The sequence below is a fragment of the Rhodococcus sp. NPDC060084 genome, assembly GCF_042730335.1.
Lineage (GTDB): Bacteria > Actinomycetota > Actinomycetes > Mycobacteriales > Mycobacteriaceae > Rhodococcus.
This window is the reverse complement of record NZ_JBHWWX010000001.1, coordinates 60,924-76,675: the sequence shown is the minus strand read 5'-3', so window position 1 is coordinate 76,675 and position 15,752 is coordinate 60,924. Positions and strand designations below refer to the sequence as shown.

At 68.0% G+C, this 15,752-nt stretch carries 13 protein-coding genes; 5 read left to right on the top strand and 8 right to left on the bottom strand.

Features of this window, described 5'->3' with window-relative positions:
* Nucleotides 1–810: a xanthine dehydrogenase family protein subunit M gene (locus ACFWBU_RS00355; RefSeq protein WP_296550342.1), complete on the top strand. Its 810-nt coding sequence runs from the start codon at nt 1–3 to the stop codon at nt 808–810.
* On the top strand, nt 807–3,518 hold the full coding sequence (locus tag ACFWBU_RS00350; RefSeq protein ID WP_378527130.1) for a molybdopterin-dependent oxidoreductase: 2,712 nt from the start codon (nt 807–809) through the stop codon (nt 3,516–3,518). The genes ACFWBU_RS00355 and ACFWBU_RS00350 overlap by 4 nt, the downstream gene beginning before the upstream one ends.
* On the opposite strand, the gene ACFWBU_RS00345 is transcribed toward ACFWBU_RS00350, so the two are convergent.
* The 4 genes from ACFWBU_RS00345 to ACFWBU_RS00330 are packed head-to-tail and all read right to left on the bottom strand — an operon-like array spanning nt 3,489 to nt 8,170.
* Entirely contained in the window at nt 3,489–4,388 is a 900-nt protein-coding gene (locus ACFWBU_RS00345; RefSeq protein ID WP_378527129.1) for an SRPBCC family protein, read from the bottom strand. The genes ACFWBU_RS00350 and ACFWBU_RS00345 overlap by 30 nt on opposite strands.
* Before the next feature lie 34 nt (nt 4,389–4,422).
* A complete protein-coding gene (locus ACFWBU_RS00340) occupies nt 4,423–5,277 on the bottom strand; it encodes an FAD binding domain-containing protein (protein ID WP_378527127.1) in 855 nt (284 codons plus the stop codon).
* The gene (locus ACFWBU_RS00335; protein ID WP_378527126.1) at nt 5,274–7,679 is read right to left on the bottom strand and encodes a xanthine dehydrogenase family protein molybdopterin-binding subunit; all 2,406 of its coding nucleotides are present in this window, start codon (nt 7,677–7,679) and stop codon (nt 5,274–5,276) included. Before ACFWBU_RS00335 ends, ACFWBU_RS00340 begins: the two co-directional genes overlap by 4 nt.
* The gene (locus ACFWBU_RS00330; RefSeq protein WP_169621017.1) at nt 7,676–8,170 is read right to left on the bottom strand and encodes a (2Fe-2S)-binding protein; all 495 of its coding nucleotides are present in this window, start codon (nt 8,168–8,170) and stop codon (nt 7,676–7,678) included. Before ACFWBU_RS00330 ends, ACFWBU_RS00335 begins: the two co-directional genes overlap by 4 nt.
* Nucleotides 8,171–8,309: 139 nt before the next feature.
* Here ACFWBU_RS00330 and ACFWBU_RS00325 point away from each other — a divergent pair, with 139 nt between their 5' ends.
* Nucleotides 8,310–9,356 (top strand): alcohol dehydrogenase catalytic domain-containing protein, encoded by a 1,047-nt coding sequence (locus tag ACFWBU_RS00325; protein WP_378527125.1) that lies wholly within the window; start codon nt 8,310–8,312, stop codon nt 9,354–9,356.
* 12 nt (nt 9,357–9,368) lie between these two features.
* Complete coding sequence (locus tag ACFWBU_RS00320; protein ID WP_169621019.1) at nt 9,369–10,181, top strand: mycofactocin-coupled SDR family oxidoreductase; 813 nt, start codon at nt 9,369–9,371, stop codon at nt 10,179–10,181.
* 52 nt (nt 10,182–10,233) lie between these two features.
* On the opposite strand, the gene ACFWBU_RS00315 is transcribed toward ACFWBU_RS00320, so the two are convergent.
* Nucleotides 10,234–11,031, bottom strand: a complete 798-nt coding sequence (locus tag ACFWBU_RS00315) for a DUF5602 domain-containing protein (protein WP_378527124.1) — start codon at nt 11,029–11,031, stop codon at nt 10,234–10,236.
* Between the two features lie 931 nt (nt 11,032–11,962).
* On the opposite strand from ACFWBU_RS00315, the gene ACFWBU_RS00310 reads away from it, so the two are divergent.
* Nucleotides 11,963–12,505 carry a hypothetical protein gene (locus ACFWBU_RS00310; protein WP_378527123.1) on the top strand — a complete coding sequence of 181 codons (543 nt, stop codon included), beginning with the start codon at nt 11,963–11,965 and terminating at the stop codon, nt 12,503–12,505.
* A 79-nt stretch (nt 12,506–12,584) separates the two neighbouring features.
* On the opposite strand, the gene ACFWBU_RS00305 is transcribed toward ACFWBU_RS00310, so the two are convergent.
* From ACFWBU_RS00305 to ACFWBU_RS00295, 3 genes are read right to left on the bottom strand one after another with little or no spacing between them, the layout of a single operon-like run.
* Nucleotides 12,585–13,742, bottom strand: a complete 1,158-nt coding sequence (locus tag ACFWBU_RS00305) for an XdhC/CoxI family protein (protein ID WP_169621022.1) — start codon at nt 13,740–13,742, stop codon at nt 12,585–12,587.
* The gene (locus tag ACFWBU_RS00300) at nt 13,735–14,850 is read right to left on the bottom strand and encodes a VWA domain-containing protein (RefSeq protein ID WP_378527122.1); all 1,116 of its coding nucleotides are present in this window, start codon (nt 14,848–14,850) and stop codon (nt 13,735–13,737) included. Before ACFWBU_RS00300 ends, ACFWBU_RS00305 begins: the two co-directional genes overlap by 8 nt.
* Nucleotides 14,847–15,740 (bottom strand): AAA family ATPase, encoded by an 894-nt coding sequence (locus tag ACFWBU_RS00295; protein WP_378527121.1) that lies wholly within the window; start codon nt 15,738–15,740, stop codon nt 14,847–14,849. Before ACFWBU_RS00295 ends, ACFWBU_RS00300 begins: the two co-directional genes overlap by 4 nt.
* Nucleotides 15,741–15,752: the final 12 nt, after the last annotated feature.

The following is a 15,752-nucleotide window of genomic DNA, read 5'->3' as shown; positions in this document are numbered from 1 at the left end:
ATGGATCTGCACACCGTGACGGACTACACCGTGGCGCGGACACGTGAGGATCTCACCTGGGGACCGGGCACGGCGTTCGTCGGAGGCGGCACCTGGCTGTTCTCGGAACCGCAACCACACGCGCGTCGCCTCGTCGACCTGTCGGGGCTGGGCTGGCCCGCGACGGTGATCGACGACGCCGGCCTCGAAGTGGCCGCGACCTGCACGGTCGAGGAACTCTCGAGACTCTCCGAGACCACGACGTGGCAAGCCGCACCATTGTTCGGGCAGTGCGCCGACGCCCTGCTCGCCTCGTGGAAGATCTGGAAGCGTGCCACCGTCGGCGGCAACATCTGCCTGTCGCTGCCCGCCGGTGCCATGATTTCCCTCGCGGTCGCGCTCGACGCCGACGCGGTGATCTGGTCCCGAGGGGGCGGTGAGCGACGACTGCCGGTGGCGGAGTTCGTCACCGGCGTCGGCGGCAACCTCCTGCACGACGGAGACATCCTGCGCAGTATCCGTATCGAGGCACCGAAGCTGTCCTCACGCACCGCATTCCGGAAGATCGCCTTGTCTCCGCTGGGCCGGTCCGGTGCCGTGGTCATCGGTCGACGCGACGCCGACGGCGCGTTCGCCCTGTCGGTGACCGCTGCCACCACCCGTCCCCACGTGCTGAGGTTCCCCGATCTGCCCGCTGCGGCGGACCTCGAGGCAGCACTGACCTCTACCGTCGCCGCGGACGCCTATCACGCCGATGTCCACGGGACCCCCCAGTGGCGCAGGGCGGTCACAGCCGTTCTGGCACAGGAAGTCCGGGAGGAGTTGTCATGAGACTGACGGTCAACGGTGACGAGGTCGACGCCGCTCCCCGCCCCGGGCAGTGCCTGCGCACGATGCTGCGAGACCACGAACACTTCGAGGTCAAGAAGGGCTGCGACACGGGTGACTGTGGCGCGTGCTCGGTGCTCGTCGACGGTGAGGCGGTGCATTCGTGCGTCTATCCCGCCGTCCGGGCCGAGGGGCGCGCGGTGACCACGGTGACCGGTCTAGGTACGCCCGACGACATGCATCCCCTGCAACAGCGGTTCGTCGACGCCGCCGGGTTCCAATGCGGATTCTGCACCGCCGGCATGATCGTCACGGCGTCGACGTTCACCGAATCCGACCTCGACGACCTTCCGCGCCGGCTCAAAGGAAACTTGTGCCGCTGCACCGGATATCGTTCCGTCGACGATGCGCTGCGCGGCGTCGGCAACGTCGGGAAGACATGCGGAAAAGCTTTCGGCGCATCCCATCCCGCACCTGCGGGCCCGCGGGTCGTCACCGGTACGGAGCCGTACACGTTCGACACCGTCGTCGACGGCGTGCTGCATATCGCGACGCTGGGTAGCCCGCACCCGCACGCCCGGATCGTGTCCATCGACACCGTCGCCGCGGAGCAACTGCCGGGCGTGCACGCGGTCCTGTGCTGGCGCGACGCCCCCCAGTTCGCATATTCGACAGCGAGACACGAGAACCGGGAAGAAGATCCGGACGACACCTACCTCTTCGACCGGACGCTTCGATACGTCGGGCAACGGGTTGCGGCGGTCGTCGCCGAGACGGAAGCCCAGGCGCAGGAGGCCTGCCGGCTTCTCCGCGTGGAATACGAGGTCCTGCCCTTCGTGCTCGACCCGGACGAGGCCGCGGCACCCGGTGCCCCGCTGCTGCACGGTGACAAGGGGCCGGAAGCGCGGATCGCCGATGCCTCCCGCAACCTCATCGGAGAGGTGCACGGCGGGTGTGGTGACGTCGAAGCCGGCATCGCCGCGGCTGCGGCCGTGGTGCGCGGGCGCTGGCAGACGCAGCGCGTCCAGCACACCCATCTCGAAACACACGGCGCCGTCGGCTGGCTCGACGACGACGGACGGCTGGTGATCCGCAGTTCCACCCAGGTTCCGTTCCTCGTCCGGGACGAACTGTGCCGGATCTTCGGGCTCGAGCGTCACCGCGTCCGGGTGTTCACCGCCCGCGTGGGCGGGGGATTCGGCGGCAAACAGGAAATGCTCGCCGAGGACGTCGTCGCGGCGGCCGTCCTGCGCACCGGACGCCCGGCGCGGTGGGAGTTCACCCGGGCGGACCAGTTGACGGTCGCGCCGTGTCGTCATCCCATGCGGGTCGACGTCACCGTGGCCGCGGACGCCGACGGAATCCTCACGGCCCTCGCCATCGACGTCCTCAACGACGGCGGCGCGTACGGCAACCATTCGGCGAGCGTGATGTTCCACGGGTGCGGCGAATCGGTCGAGGTGTACCGCTGCCCGAACAAGCGTGTCGACGGCCGGTCGGTGTACACGAACAACCGGCCGTCTGGCGCGTTCCGCGGATACGGTCTCGGACAGGTGTTGTTCGCGGTCGAGTCCGCAATGGACGAACTCGCCCTGGAACTGGACCTCGACCCGTACGAGTTGCGGCGCCGCAACGTGGTGGTTCCCGGCGACGAACTGGTCGCCGCCCATCCCGAGGGCGCCGACCTCGGGTTCGGAAGCTACGGCCTCGACCAGTGCCTCGACCTCGTGCGCACTGCGATGTCGCGTGCGGACGGGCCACCCGCGCCGGAGGGTCCACGGTGGCGAGTCGGCGAGGGAATGGCGTTGGCGATGATCGCGTCGAACCCGCCCGGCGGGCACATCGCCGACACGTCGATCGAACTCCTGCCGGACGGTACGTTCGTCGCCCGGGTCGGTACCGCGGAATTCGGGAACGGTACGACGACCGTGCACACACAGATTGCCGCGTCGGTGCTCGGGATCGAGCCGGACCGGATCCGCGTCGAACAGTCGGATACCGACGTCACGACGCACGATACGGGCGCGTACGGATCGTCGGGAACGGTCGTCGCGGCGAAGGCCCTGCACGCCGCGGCCCACGCGCTGCGCGGCGATATGGCGAAATGGGCGGCGGAACTGACCGGCGAATCACCCGACGACGTGGAGTTCACGGCCGGCGGAGCCCAGGTGGGCGGCACAGAGGTGCCGTATGCGGACCTCCTGGAGGCGGCGGGCGGGACCCTGCGCGCCGAAGGCAGCCACGGCGGGCTCCCCCGCTCGTTGTCGTTCAACGTGCAGGGGTTTCGCGTCGCGGTCGACATCGGCACCGGTGAAGTGCGCATCCTGCAGTCCGTCCAGGCAGCCGACGCGGGTGTCGTCGTCAACCCCGAGCAGTGCCGGGGCCAGGTGGAAGGTGGTGTCGCCCAAGCCATCGGCGTCGCGATGTACGAAGAACTCGTCACCGATGCCAGCGGCACCGTCGTCACCGCGACGCTGCGGAACTACCACATTCCGCAGTACGCAGATGTGCCCCGCACCGAGGTGTACTTCGCGGACACCTACGACACCATGGGGCCGATGGGCGCCAAGTCCATGAGCGAGGCGCCGTTCAATCCCGTCGCCCCCGCGCTCGCCAACGCGGTCCGGCGCGCGATCGGAGTGCGGCCACACGAACTACCGCTGTCCCGGGACCGGATCTGGTCACTTCTTGCGGCACCCACTGCACGCTGAACGGTTCCGGCGCCGACGGCGGGACGTCCGGTTCAGGACCACCCCGACCACGAGCGCCACGGCGGCCACCACCCCCACCGGCACGAGTCGCTGGATCACAGAGCCTCGCGCGAACTCCATGAGATCGAGAGCCTCGGCTTCGGGTTGCGGATCGGCGGTCGCGTGCGCCGCGCCCGAATTCGCCGTTCCGGTGGCGGCATCCGCGGGCGGCGCCGGAGCGACGGCACCGGGCGTGGCCGCGGGTGCCGGTGTGGCGGTCTGCGCGGCGTCACCCGCCACGGGTGCGACGAACCCCGCACCGGCCGGTGTCGTGTCGGGAGGTGTCGGAGCCACCGCCGGCGCGCTGGACGGTACCGATTCGTTGGGAGTCGATTCGTTGGGAGTCGATTCGTTGGGAGTCGATTCGCTCGGCGTCGAGTCGGCGGCCTCCGGTCCCAGTTTCTTCGACAGACAGGACGCGAACTGTTCGAGGATCTTCCCGCCGACATCGGAGATCATCCCCCGGCCGAACTGGGCAGGCTTGCCCGTGACCGTCATATCGGTGTGGACCGTGCCGTCCGTACGGTCACCGTCGCCGGTGAGAACGATCGTGATGGTCGCGCTGACCGTGCCGTTGCCGCGTGTGTCCTTCGCGTTCGCCTCGATGACCGCCTTGCGGGCCTGCTCGTCCTTTTCGACGTATCGTCCGGTGCCTTTGAAGGTGAGCGACACGGGCCCGAGCTTGACCTTCACCGTTCCCGTGAACGTGTCCCCCTCGGTCCCGGTGAGCTTCGCCCCCGGCATGCACGGTGCGACTTTCTCGGGGTTGAGCAAGGCGGTCCACACCTCTTCGACGGGTGCTGGAACTGACAGGGTGTGATCGAGTTGCATTGCGTCCTCTCGGATAGTGAAGGTGTCGGAAACGTCAGATTCCGGTTGCTGTCGTCACCGCCCGGCGAGTGAGCACCTGCGCCAGATGGCTGCGGTACTCGGCGTCGGCGTTTCCGTCGGTCATGGGGTCGGTGCCGTCTGTCGCGCGCTCCGCAGCCGCCCTGATCGTGTCCGCCGTGGCGGGCTGCCCGACGAGCGATTCTTCGACACCACGCGCCCGGATCGGCACCGCCGCCATGTTGGTCAGAGCCACCTTGGCGCGTTCGATGGTGCCGCCCGCGACCGACACGGTCGCGGCGACGCCGACGATCGACCATTGTTGTGCTGCGCGATGGAACTTTTCGTACCGGGCGGCCCACTCGGTGTGGTTCGGAATGCGGATCTCCGCGAGGATTTCCCCGGCGTCCAGCGCAGTCGTGAAGTAGTCCTGGAAGAACTCTTCCGCCGTCAGGGTGCGAATGCCCGCGGGGCCGACCACCCGGAGCGTCGCGTCGAGAGCCACGGCCGGAGCGGCGAGGTCACCGGCGGGATCGGCGTGCGCCAACGACCCGCCGAGCGTTCCCCGATGCCGGATCTGGGGGTCCGCGACGGTGGCCGTGGCCTCCGCGAGCAATCGTGCGTGCCGCGCGACGAGCGGGTCGTGCAGAACTTCGTGGTGCGTGGTGGTCGCGCCGATCACGATCTCGTCGCCCTCCTCACGGATGCCGCGCAGTTCGGCGACGCGGCCGAGGTCGACGAGCGCCGACGGTGCCGCCAGACGCAACCGCAGGACCGGCATCAGGCTTTGGCCGCCTGCGATGATCTTCGAGTCCTCGCCTGCATCGCGCAGTGCCGTGACCGCCTCCTCGAGGCTGGTGGGCCGGAAATATTCGAACGCGGCCGGAATCATTGCGTGCCTCCCTGTGTACTCGTCCCGTCGCTGCGGGCAGAACGAATGGCATGCCACACCCGCATCGGAGTGCACGGCATCGTGATGTCGCGGACCCCGAACTGCCGTACGGCGTCGAGCACCGCGTTCACCACGGCCGGCGTCGACGCGATGGTGCCGGCCTCGCCGACTCCCTTGACGCCCAACGGATTCCCCGGAGCCGGTGTGTCGGTGCGGTCGGTGGTGAACGACGGCAGATCCACGGCCGTGGGAAGCAGGTACTCGGCGAACGAGCCGCTGAGCAACGTGCCCGACTCGTCGTGCACCGCTTCCTCGTACAGTGCCTGGGCGATGCCCTGCGCCAGACCTCCGTGCACCTGGCCCTCCACGATGAGGGGATTGACGACGTGCCCGATGTCGTCGACGCAGACGTATTTCCGGATGCGGGCGTGACCCGTCTCGGTGTCGACCTCGATCGCGCACAGGTGGGTGCCGTGCGGGAACGAGAAGTTGTCGGGGTCGTAGGTCGCCTCCGAATCGAGGTTCGGTTCGATCCCGTCGGGCAGGTCGTGCGCGGCGAACACGGCGAGCGCAATGTCCGTGAGCCCCACCGACTTCTCGGTTCCCTTGACCCGGAACTGTCCGTCGGTGAAGTCGAGATCGTCCTCCGCGCACTCCATCAGGTGTGCGGCGATCGGCCGCGCCTTGGCCACCACCTTCTCGGCCGCCTTCACCACTGCGATTCCGCCGACGGCGAGGGACCGTGAACCGTAGGTGTCGAGACCCCGTGGGGACGTCTGGGTGTCGCCGTGCAGGACCTCGATGTCCTCGAACGGGATTCCGAGTCGATCGGCGACGATCTGGCTCCACGCCGTCTCGTGTCCCTGGCCGTGCGCGGACGCGCCGGTGACCACCTCGACCTTGCCGGTGGGCAGCATGCGGATCGCCGCGTGCTCCCATCCTCCGGCCCCGTACGACAGCGAACCGAGGACGCGCGACGGGGCGAGTCCGCACATCTCGGTGAACGTCGATACCCCGATGCCCAGTTGCACCGGGTCCTTGCGCTCCCGGCGCTCGGCCTGTTCGCGTCGCAGACCGTCGTAGTCCAGCAGTTCGAGCGCTTTCGCGGTGGCCGCCTCGTAGTTGCCGGAGTCGTAGGTCAGGCCCGCGACGGTGTCGAACGGGAACTCCTCGTGCGCGATCCAGTTCTTCTTCCGGAGTTCGATCGGGTCCATCGACAGTTCGACGGCGAGTTCGTCCATGATGCGTTCGATCGCGAAGGTGGCCTCGGGGCGGCCCGCACCGCGGTAGGCATCGGTGGGCACCTTGTTGGTGAACACGTTGGTGCAGGTGAATCGGTAGGCGTCGAACTTGTAGATGCCGTTGAACATGAACGCCCCGAGGATCGGGACGCCGGGCGTGACGAGTCGCAGGTACGCGCCCATGTCCGCCAGCAGGTCCACCTTCAGCCCCGTGACCGTGCCGTCGCGTCTCGCCGCGATGGTGAGTTTCTGGATCTGGTCGCGGCCGTGATGCCCGGCCATCATCGATTCGCTGCGCGTCTCGGTGTACTTGAGGGGCTTGCGCAACCGGCGCGCAATCAGCAGGGTGAGCACCTCTTCCGGTGTCACCTGGAGTTTGCCGCCGAATCCGCCACCCACGTCCGGGGCGATCACCCGCAGGGTGTGCTCGGGGATACCGAGTGTCATCGCGAGCATCAGTTTCAGGATGTGCGGGACCTGCGTGGACGACCACATCGTGGTCTGCGAGGCAGTGGGGTCGACGACCACCGAGCGCGGTTCCATGAACGCCGGGATGAGTCGCTGCTGGCGGAAGGTCCGCTCCACGACGACCTCCGCATCGCGGAGGGTGTCGTCGACGTTGCTCCCGCTCCCGGCTTCCGCCGAATCGAACACCCACTTCGCGCTGCGGTTGGTGCCGAGGTCGGGGTGGAGCACAACGGTGTCGTCGGCGGCCGCCGCGAGGTCGAGCACGACCGGCAGGTCGTCGTAATCCACATCGATCGCGTCGAGTGCGTCGTGCGCTTCGTAGTAGGTGCGGGCGACCACGACCGCCACGGCCTCCCCCGCGAACCTCACGGTGCCGACGGCGAGCGCGGGTGCGGGCGGCGTCAGCATGTCCTCGGTGATCTGCCAGGCGCACGGCAGGCTGCCCTGTTCCTCCGCGAGATCCGCGCCGGTGTAGACGGCGACGACACCCGGTTGCTTCTTCGCTTCGTCCACATCGAGGTGGGTGATGCGTGCGTGTGCGAACGGGCTACGCAATATCGCCGCATGCAGCATGCCGGGGAGCACGATGTTGTCGGTCCAGTGGGTGCGGCCCGTGACGAGGTGCTCGTCTTCCTTGCGGCGGCGTGCCCTGCCGAGTTCGGATTCGGTACGTGGTTCGGCGGTGCTCGTCATCGTGTGCCTCCCTGCGTTGCCGCCGGTGCCTCGCGCAGGCGCTGCGCGGCGTCCTGTGCGGCGGCGACGATGTTCTGATATCCGGTGCAGCGGCAGAGGTTTCCCTCGAGGCTGTGCCGCACCTGTTCGTCGTCGGGATCGGGGTTGTCCGCGAGCAGGTCGATCGTCGCCATGATCATTCCCGGCGTGCAGAACCCGCATTGCAGAGCATGTTTCTCCCGGAATGCCTCCTGGACGGGATGCAGGGAGCCGTCGACGGACAGTCCTTCGACGGTCGTGACCTCCTGCCCGTCCGCCTGTACCGCGAGCACCGAGCACGACTTGACGCTCTGCCCGTCGAGCAGGACGGTGCACGCGCCGCAGTTGCTCGTGTCGCAGCCGACCACCGTCCCGACTTTTCCCAGCCGGTCTCTGAGATAGTGCACGAGCAGAAGGCGGGGTTCCACGTCGTCGGTATAGGGCGTTCCGTCGACGGTGACAGTGATGCGCATCGAACCTCCAGTGCATGACGCGAGCGACTCCGGTGATAGAGATCACTGCCACTTTGCGTCACCGGAGGGGCACGATGACCCGAATCGACGAAATCGGTCGCCGCAGTTCGGGTGGACCAGGAAGACGAGGAACTCGCAGATGGGAATCGCAGCGGTAATCGGCCCCGAACGGACGCTGTCGGTGACCGAGGTCGACCACTCGCCCCTTGCGCCGGGCGAGGTCCGCATCGACGTGGCGTACTGCGGAGTGTGCGGGTCGGATCTGCATCTGTTCTTCGACCCACCGGACCCGCTCACCGGGCACGTGCTGGGGCACGAGTTCGCCGGGGTGGTGAGCGAAATCGCCGCCGACGTGCGCGGATGGGCGGTCGGTGACCGGGTGGCGGTCCGGCCGATCGACGAGTGCGGCGACTGCACAGCGTGCCGGAGCGACGACGGGGTGTGTCTCACCGGCGTGGTTCGAGGGCCGGGCCTGGGCCGGCCGGGCGGACTCGCGGAATCGGTCACGGTCCCGTCCCGAATGCTGCACCGGATCCCCGACACCGTGTCCTTGCGCGACGCGGCGCTCACCGAGCCGCTTGCGGTGGCGGTCCGCGCGGTCGGGCGGGCCGAGGTCGCACCGGGCGACGGGGTCGTGGTGTTCGGTGCCGGTCCGATCGGCCTGCTCGCCGTCGAGGTTCTCCGTGCCAGGGGCATCACCGATGTGCTGGTGGTCGAGCCCCACGATGCGCGCCGTGCGCTCGCAAGCGGATCGGGCGTGCGGACGACGACGCCCGACCGGGTGCTCGAGGACGCGGCCGCGTTGTTCGCCGACGGTCCCCGGGCGGTACTGGAGTGCAGCGGAAATCCGAGTTGCGCACAGGATGCCGTCGACATCCTCGGATATCAGGGTCGTCTGGTGATCGTGGGGATTTCCGGGTTGCCGTCCGAACTCCTGCTGATGCGGTTGGCGATCTTCGAGACCGCGATCGTCGGCTCGACCGCGTACAGCGAGCGCGACTTCGGCGAGGCGCTGGCGCATCTTGCCGCCGGGCGCATCAGGGTCGACACGCTGGTGACGTCCGTGGTCGGTCTCGACGATGCCGACGAGAAGCTGCGCGAACTGTCCGGCGGCACCGGGTCGGACATCAAGGTGCTCGTGCAACCGACCGATCGTGGGTCACACGACCCTCGACATTCGACCTGAGGAGAACAGTCTGTGAGCCGATTCGACGGCAAGATCGCTTTCATCACCGGTGTGGCCCGAGGTCAGGGACGGGCACATGCCGTCCGGCTTGCGCGTGAGGGCGCGCGAATCGTCGGCGTCGATATTGCGGGCCCGCTGCCCGGGGTGCCCTACGAGTCCGCAACACTCGACGATCTCGACGAAACGCGCCGTCTCGTCGAGGCCGAAGGCGGGAAGGCGCACTTGGTGCAGGGCGACACTCGTGATCTCGAGGTGCTGAAGGAGGTCGCGCAGGAGGGCGTGGCACGATTCGGTGGCCTCGATGTCGTCGTCGCCAATGCCGGAATCTGCATTCCGGAGACGTGGGACGAGATCAGCCCCAACAGTTTCCGCGATACCCTCGACATCAACGTCACCGGTACGTGGAACACCGTCACGGCGACTGCACCGCACCTCATCGAGCGTGGCGGTGGCTCGATCATTCTCATCAGTTCACTGGCCGGCGTGAAGATGCAGCCGTTCATGGTGCATTACACGACCAGCAAGCACGCGGTGACCGGGATGGCCCGCGCCTTCGCAGCCGAGCTGGGCCGGCACAACATCCGTGTCAACAGTGTTCATCCGGGTGCGGTGAACACGCCGATGGGCTCCGGCAGCATGCGCGAACGGATCGCCGAAACCGCGGCGACCAACCCCAAGCTCGCGTCGATGACCACCCCGTTCCTCGAGAAATACATGGCGGAACCCGAGGAGGTCGCGGATATGGTGGCGTTCCTCGCCTCCGCCGAATCGACGTTCGTCACCGGACAGCATCTCGGCGTGGACGGCGGTGCTCAGTACTTCTGACCGGCACCAGGCTCGAACATCACAAGTGCTCGTGCGACCGGGTGGCCGGGCCCTACGACGCCTCGCGCATCGTGAGCCCGCCGAGTTCGACCGTGTACGTCTGCGTCGCTTCGTCCCACCGCACGGCATAGGTGGTCGGGTAGAGGCCCGCACGCTGGTACGCGGCGGGCTGAGGCAGTGGTTCCTCGATCGTGGGCCGAGACGCGAGCCACTCCCGGGTCATCATCGGTTCGATGAACGCCTGCTTGCCGTCCCACGAACCGTAGAGCACCGACTCGGTGAAGTGGTGCTCCGTCTCGGTGGTGTCCAGCCAGTGCAGTCCCATGCCGGGGACAGTCGCTGTCAGCGGATTCCCGTCCGGTGCGTACCCCGGGGGCAGATACCGGGGGTCCGGCAGACGGGGGGCGGCCTGGAAATAGCCGGGGGCAAGCGGGTGGATCGACTCCACCGTGGTCCTGTCCAGCAGATAGAAATGCACGTCGAAATGCGGTACGTCGAAACCGTGTTCGGGGTTGTGACCGCGAGAATTCCAGTCGACCGTGACGTGGTCGAACGGCGTCGCGTTCGCCTCCGCGGGCAGGTCGAGCACGTACGCCTCGGTGACGGGCAATACACCGTCCGGCAGTCCGTCGAGTGCGGCCGCGTCGAGTCGCACCCCGACCGTGGCAGGCGTGCCCTCCGCGTCGAGGGTGACGTAGGTGCGGGCGCTGCCGGCACCGACCGGACGCGCCGGCCCCTCGGCCGCACCAGGGATGCCGTCGCCCACCGCGGGCGCGGGGGCGACGACCAATCCGACGAATCCCACGGTGACGATCACGGCAAGATGACGGACACGCGGCCGAATATTCATCCGGGGCCCTCGATTTCGGTCGTCGGGCGGCATCGTGTGGATCCTACCGAGGTGCCGATGACGACGAGACGAAGTAGACCGATTCGTGATGCGCGGGCACGGTGGATTTCGGCGCACATTATCCCGGTGGTGGTGATGCGCCACATGGCCGTGGGCGAAAACGCGGTGCCAAGTCTATGATCTGGCCGACAGCGCCGCCGGCCGTGGTGGTTGGTTCCTCGTACCGAATACCTGAACGGCGCAATGCAGTCCGATAACGAGACTCGACCCACCGCAGCCGAAGTCCCCCCACTCTCCGACGCCCGATTCCGCCGGTTTGCGGCAGGAAACGTGATCAACAATATCGGTGAGACCGCTTTCGTCGGAGTCGCTCCGCTCCTGCTGGTCCAGGTCTACGGCCCGGCCGCAGTTGCGCTCTCGGTGGTGGCAACCGCGGTGTCGGGTCTCCTGGCGCCCTTCGTCGGTGCGGCGATCGACATGCGCGGTTGGCGCATGTTCTTCTATATCGGCCTGGCTGCTCAGTCCGCCTCGATTCTCGCTGTTGTCGCCTCGCTGGCCGTCGGCCGGCTTCCGCTCGCTCTGCTGGGAATCCTCCTGGTCGTGAACGCAACCGCGAGCATCAGCTATCTCTCGGCATGGAAAGTGGGCCTGAACGAACTCTTCCCGGACTTCCGCCGTCGTGCCCGAGGCACCCTGAACACGCTCTTCTACATGACGGGTGTAATCGGCCCGTTAGCGGCGTTCGGCATCATTTCGGTGAACGGTGTGACCCTGTTCCTCGTCTTCTACGTCGTCACGTCCTTTGCCCCTGTTGTGGCTCTCCTGTGGATCGACCGGGGACGGCCACGTACCGTGTCGCGCGCCGACGGGACTGCCATGGCGGCTCTGGCGGCGGGCGTGACGGCTATCCGGGGCTCGACGGTTGCGGCGGTTGCTGCTTCTCAGGTGCCTGGCTTCGGCGCTGCCCACGACGCTCATCGGCGCCCTCATCGTGCTCCGGTTCGAGTCGTACGCTGCCGCGCCCCTGCTGATCTTGGCTGTCTCCAACGTCACGGTCTATGTGGGGAATCAATACGTCAGCCGAATGGCGGACTTTCCGGAAGCCAGGATCGTGCTGGTGTACGGCACGCTGGGTCTTGCCGGAATAGCGATCCTGAACATCGACAACCTGTATGCATTCGTGATCGGGGTGGCGATTTTCGGAATCGCGACCGGAGTCGGACTCTCGCACTACGTCCTTGCCGTCGTCGTGTACTCGCCCACTCAGGTGTACGGATCGATAGGTGGCGTGTTCGGTCTTGCGTCGAGCGTTCTCGGTATCGCGGTCGGGCTTGTGCTGTCGATGGTGGACATGATCGGCCTCACGGCGTTCTATCTCATCCTGACGTTGCTGGCACTGGCCACTTTCGCAGCGGCAATCCGCTATATCCGTACCCCGGAAATATCTTCGGCGGCTCTTGTGAGCGAACAATAGGACACGATTTCCGATCGCTCCTCGCAGGCAGCGGCAAGCCCGCGCAGCATCCCTTGCCCGTGCAGACCACCGGGGAAGTTCAGAGCCCCTGAGCGGCGCCATCTACGGATCGGACCGGTTCGTCGTGGGTGTGGATCGGTCCGTCGGTCTCCCCGAGTCGCTGCCCGCCGCCACCCCACCGCAGGGCGATGATCTCGGCAGCGATCGACACCGCCGTTTCCTGCGGGGTCCGGGCCCCGAGATCCAGCCCGATCGGTGAGGACAGGCGCGCGAGGTCGTCGTCCGTCATCCCCGCTTCACGCAACCGGGTCATCCGGTCGTCGTGCGTCCGGCGCGACCCCATCGCGCCGACGTACGCCACGTCGAGCCGGAGCGCGACCTCCAGGAGAGGCACATCGAACTTGGGGTCGTGGGTGAGAACTGTGATCACGGTGCGCTTGTCGATCCGTCCGGCGTCGGCCTCGGCGGCGAGATAACGGTGCGGCCAGTCCACGATCACTTCGTCCGCACCGGGGAACCGCGCTTCGGTTGCGAAGACGCCGCGCGCGTCGCACACCGTGACCCGGTACCCGAGGAAAGTTCCCAGATCTGCCATCGCTGCGGCGAAATCGATTGCGCCGAACACGATCAACCGGGGTGGCGGCTGGAAGACGTTGACGAACACCGACATTCCCTCGCCGCGACGCTCACCGTCGGTGCCGTAGTGCAGTGTCCCGGATCGTCCGACGTCGAGCAGGCCACGTGCGTCGTCGGTGACGGCATCGTGCATCCGGGAGGACGGCAGCGTCCCGGCGTCCCGGTCCGGCCACACCACCAGGCGTCGCCCGAGGACCGCCGGATCGGGATGTTCGGTGACCGTTGCGATCGCCACCGGTTCGCCGCCGCGTACCGACGCGACGACGTCGGCGAAGGAGGGAAATCCGGCGCTGTCGATCCGTTCGACGAAGACGTCGATTATTCCACCGCACGTCAACCCCACGCTGAACGCGTCGTCGTCGGATACCCCGTACCGCTCGAGCACCGGCGTTCCGTCACCGATCACGTCCTGAGCCAGTTCGTACACCGCGCCCTCGACGCACCCGCCCGACACGCTGCCCGCCACCGTGCCGTCTCCTGCGACCAGCATCGACGCTCCCGGCGGGCGCGGCGCGGACCGGAACGTCGACACGACGGTGCCTACCGCGACGGCCTCGCCCGCCCGGTAGCGGCGGTCGAGTTCGTCGAGAACCTCACGCACGATGGACCTCCTCGAGCAATGTTTCCAATGTCGCGAGGCTGTGTCCCGCGAGCAGACGATCGATATGTGGCAATGCCACCGAGATACCCGATTGGATCGGTTCGTACCCGGCGTGGCCGGCGTGCGGATTGACCCACAGGACCGCGTGCGCGAGCCTGCGCAGTTGTGCCATCTGCTCTCCGAGCAGTACAGGGTCGCCGCGCTCCCAGCCGTCCGAGAAGATGACCACGACCGCGCCGCGCGCCAGCCCACGGCGTCCCCAGCGGTCGAGGAACGCGCGCAGTGTGTCGCCGAGCCGAGTGCCTCCGGCCCAGTCGGGCACGGTGCGCGCGGCAGCGGCGAGGGCATGCTGGGGGTCGCGGGCGCGCAGTGCCCGCGACAGCCGGGTCATGCGTGTGCCGAGCGAGAACACCTCGGTTCCGCCGGGGTGGGAACGGGTGACGACGTGCGCGAACCGCAGCAGCGCGTCGGCGTACGGAGCCATGGAGCCCGACACGTCGATCAGCAGCACCACCCGGCGCGGCCGCGTCGCCCTGCGGTGTCGCATGGGCCGTACCGCCTCGCCACCCGCGGCGAGCATGGCCCGCAGGGTGCGTCGCGCGTCCATCTGCCCGGCCCGGGAGGGACGCCTCCGCGCGGCGGCCCGCACAGGAGGACGGGGCCGCAATAGTGTCAGCATCTCCGTCAGGTGAGCGCGTTCGGCGGGTGTGAGGTCCGCGATGTCGCGATTCCGCAGCACTTCGGTGTCGGTGGCCGCGACCTGCAACTGGGGAGCATCTTCGCCCGTGCCGTCCACTGTTCCCTGCGTCCGGGTCAGCGCGGCGATCCGCGCGGTACGGGTGCGCTGCCCCCGGGTCCGCGACACGCTCGGCACTGCGCCTCCGAACCAGCTGCGGAAGGCCGCGTCGTAGCGGGGTAGATCGTCGGGGTCGCGGCACAACGTCGCCCGTCCCGCCCAGTAGACCTGCGCCGGATCGCCGATGTCGAGTTCACCGAGCGCCCGGACATACGTGTCGGTGGCGTCCGGAGTCACGGGCATGCCGGACTCGGCGAGCGCGCGGGTGAACCCGGCGAAGCCCACCAGCGTGCCGTGCGCCGCGGTCGTCATCCGGCGAGAACCCGCTCGAGACCGGCCCGCGTGACGCGCTCGACGTCTTCCCGGTATTTCAGGACGGCGCCGAGTGTCGCGGCTGCCGTCGCGGCGTCGAGCACCTCGCGGTCGAGTTCACGCAGCGCGCGGGCCCAGTCGAGGGATTCCGCCACCCCGGGCGGTTTGAGCAGGTCGTAGTCGCGCAGCGCGTGGACCGCGTGCGCGACCTGCGCGGCGAGGGAAGCGTCGATATCAGGCAGGCGACGACGCAGGATGGCGATCTCGCGGTCGAGGTCCGGGTGTTCGACCCAGTGGTACAGGCACCGGCGTTTGAGTGCGTCGTGCACTTCCCGGGTGCGGTTGGAGGTGAGCACCGTCAGCGGCGGCACGGCCGCGCGGATCTCTCCGAGTTCGGGAATCGTCACGGCGTTCTCGTCGAGCACCTGTAGCAGCAGCGCCTCGAATTCGTCGTCTGCACGGTCGATTTCGTCGACGAGCAGCACACAGGGTGCGCCGGTGAGGGCTGCCAGCAGTGGCCGGGTCAGCAGGTAACGCTCGGTGTAGAGGGACCGTTCTGCGGTGTCGGCGTCCAGAGCGCCCCCGCTCGCGGCCTCGAGAGTGCGCAGGTGCAGCAACTGCCGGGGAAAGTCCCAGTCGTAGAGTGCCTGCGACGCGTCGATGCCTTCGTGGCACTGCAACCGGACGAGCGGCAGGTCGAGCGCCTCGGCCAGCGCCGTCGCGAGGGAGGTCTTCCCGGTGCCGGGTTCGCCCTCGCAGAAGAGTGGCCGGCCCATCCGCATCGCCAGAAATGCCGTGGTCGCGAGGCCGTCGTCGGCGAGGTAACCGGTCGATTCGAGCGCCGTCACCAGGTCCTCGGGGGACCGTACCTCCGTCACCGCACCTGCCATGGGCTGAGCCTA

Bases quoted from the DNA above. Each gene is read 5' to 3' on its own strand.
- ACFWBU_RS00355 (WP_296550342.1), top strand. From the start codon at position 1: ATGGATCTGCACACCGTGACGGACTACACCGTGGCGCGGACACGTGAG.
- ACFWBU_RS00335 (WP_378527126.1), bottom strand. From the start codon at position 7,679: ATGACGAGCACCGCCGAACCACGTACCGAATCCGAACTCGGCAGGGCA.
- ACFWBU_RS00350 (WP_378527130.1), top strand. From the start codon at position 807: ATGAGACTGACGGTCAACGGTGACGAGGTCGACGCCGCTCCCCGCCCC.
- ACFWBU_RS00300 (WP_378527122.1), bottom strand. From the start codon at position 14,850: ATGACGACCGCGGCGCACGGCACGCTGGTGGGCTTCGCCGGGTTCACC.
- ACFWBU_RS00345 (WP_378527129.1), bottom strand. From the start codon at position 4,388: ATGCAACTCGATCACACCCTGTCAGTTCCAGCACCCGTCGAAGAGGTG.
- ACFWBU_RS00330 (WP_169621017.1), bottom strand. From the start codon at position 8,170: ATGCGCATCACTGTCACCGTCGACGGAACGCCCTATACCGACGACGTG.
- ACFWBU_RS00325 (WP_378527125.1), top strand. From the start codon at position 8,310: ATGGGAATCGCAGCGGTAATCGGCCCCGAACGGACGCTGTCGGTGACC.
- ACFWBU_RS00295 (WP_378527121.1), bottom strand. From the start codon at position 15,740: ATGGCAGGTGCGGTGACGGAGGTACGGTCCCCCGAGGACCTGGTGACG.
- ACFWBU_RS00340 (WP_378527127.1), bottom strand. From the start codon at position 5,277: ATGATTCCGGCCGCGTTCGAATATTTCCGGCCCACCAGCCTCGAGGAG.
- ACFWBU_RS00315 (WP_378527124.1), bottom strand. From the start codon at position 11,031: ATGAATATTCGGCCGCGTGTCCGTCATCTTGCCGTGATCGTCACCGTG.